This is a genomic window from Collinsella aerofaciens, assembly GCF_028207065.1.
GTDB classification, from domain to species: domain Bacteria; phylum Actinomycetota; class Coriobacteriia; order Coriobacteriales; family Coriobacteriaceae; genus Collinsella; species Collinsella aerofaciens_AR.
Genome location: NZ_JAQLFP010000059.1, coordinates 1 through 1,793, shown reverse-complemented (window position 1 = coordinate 1,793; position 1,793 = coordinate 1). Strand labels below are relative to the sequence as shown.

Below are 1,793 nucleotides of genomic sequence, written 5' to 3'. Positions count from 1 at the left end.
TGCCGTCTGCTTACGCCTGTCGCGCTCAATCCCAAGAACGACGTCGATGACGAAACACCAGCTAGCTTTCTGCCGATGGCGGCAATTGAGGAAGGTTTCCGCAATCAATATCATCCCGAGATACGGCGCTGGAAAGAAATCAAGAAAGGCTTTACCCAGTTCGCCGACGGTGATGTAGTATTCGCCAAGATTTCACCATGCTTTGAGAACGGCAAATACTTCATCGCCTCGTGTCTTGAGAGTGGTGCGGGGGCCGGATCGACAGAGCTGTATGTCTTGCGCTCGCCATCAAAAGGCCTGTATAGAAAGTATCTTTTCTATTTCCTTGCCTCGAACTATTTCATGGGAGACGCCAAGAAAACCTTTATGGGCTCGGTTGGTCAGCAGCGCATCAAAAAAGACTATCTCGAAAGAATGATGCTTCCCGTCCCGCCCCTAGGCGAGCAGCATCGTATCGTCAAAACGATTGAAGCAGCATTCAGTCTCACCAATCTATAGCCTCGTCAACTGCGCTGCGTTGTTCTGCGGCAGTGCGGCGCAGGTAGATGCGCGTTGTTTCGATACTCTCGTGGCCCATCAGGTCGGCGAGGAATGCTATGTCGGGGTTCTTGGCTATGAAGTTCTTAGCAAACAGGTGCCGGAACGAATGTGGGTACACGACATCGGGGTCCACGCTATAGCGCTCGGCCGCCCGCTTGAGGCCGAGCGCTATGCCCCTGCTCGTGAGTGCTGCCCGGTCGCCGAACAGAATGCCGTCCACTTTACCTTCGCGAGCACGCCATTCAAGCGCTTCGCTCTTTAGGCTTGCGGGAACATACACACGGCGGAGTTTTTGCCCTTTCGAGACGATGTCCATGTATCCAGCCATGACGTGTGCATACTCGAACTTGCGAAGCTCGCTCACTCTTGCACCTGTACAGGCGAGGAACCGCACGACGAAGTACCAGAACCAGTCCTCGTCCCGCTTGAGACCGTCGCGAAGACGGCGATACTCGTCGTTTGATATGACGTTGTTCAGAAAGGGTTTCTGCTGAACCTTCACGCCCTTCAGGCGCATCCCCGGGAATCCAAGATAGTCCAGGTAGACGTTTATTGCGCCGATGCGATTGTTTGCCGTCTTAGGCGCAAACGACGAAACCAGCCACTCCTTGTGCTCAAGGAGCGACTGGTTTGTGATTGACGACGCCCTCTGTTCAAGCTGTTTTGCGGCGAACAAGTACGAGGCGATTGTGTTTGACGCGTATTCTTGTACGCGCAGGTAATCTTCGAATGCTTTCATTGCGGGTCTCCTCTCGACCTTACAATGAAAGCAGCTAATCGAGCAGATTGAATACCTCCTTGACTCTTTTAACGATGCGACGCTGCTCGTCCAGGGGCGGGATGGGAAGCAACAAGGCGTCCATGTCCTCCTTGCGCACCGAAGGCGAGTTATCGCCTTTCATATGCAAGTTTATCGAGTTGACCGCAAAGTCAGACAATAGCAGATGAAACAGAAAGCACTCATCGAGCTCGTTGCATGCTTTCGTCGCAACATAGAAACCAGTTGAGGCAACGCTGTCTTTCATGGAAACGGGGACTTGGGCAATGTTCCTCAGATAAGGCCTAACCATCGAGAAAACAATAGAGCCAGCATGCACACAACGGGAAGCCCTGCTGGGAGCATTAACAGTGTAAATTTCGTTAGAGCAAATGAGGTTCCTTGAGTTATCAATCGAGCCGATGTCAATGTAGTTGAATCTTTCGCCTGATGGAAGTCGTCTTTCTTGTGGTAAGCAGAAGGTCGACAGCCGCGC

At 52.4% G+C, this 1,793-nt stretch carries 3 protein-coding genes; 1 reads left to right on the top strand and 2 read right to left on the bottom strand.

All coding sequences use genetic code 11. The features are described from left to right. On the top strand, positions 1 to 498 hold a 498-nt coding region (locus PMX72_RS10225), incomplete at its 5' end, for a restriction endonuclease subunit S (RefSeq protein ID WP_271729938.1). On the opposite strand, the gene PMX72_RS10220 is transcribed toward PMX72_RS10225, so the two are convergent. Together PMX72_RS10220 and PMX72_RS10215 are read right to left on the bottom strand one after the other, a co-directional pair. Next, entirely contained in the window at positions 485 to 1,279 is a 795-nt protein-coding gene (locus tag PMX72_RS10220; RefSeq protein ID WP_271729936.1) for a tyrosine-type recombinase/integrase, read from the bottom strand. The two genes, PMX72_RS10225 and PMX72_RS10220, sit on opposite strands and share 14 nt — an antisense overlap. A 34-nt stretch (positions 1,280 to 1,313) precedes the next feature. Further along, positions 1,314 to 1,793, bottom strand: a 480-nt coding sequence (locus tag PMX72_RS10215; protein ID WP_271729935.1) for a restriction endonuclease subunit S, incomplete at its 5' end; no start/stop codon positions are given.

Excerpts from the sequence above, each read along its gene's own strand:
- PMX72_RS10220 (WP_271729936.1), bottom strand. The coding sequence starts at position 1,279 with ATGAAAGCATTCGAAGATTACCTGCGCGTACAAGAATACGCGTCAAAC.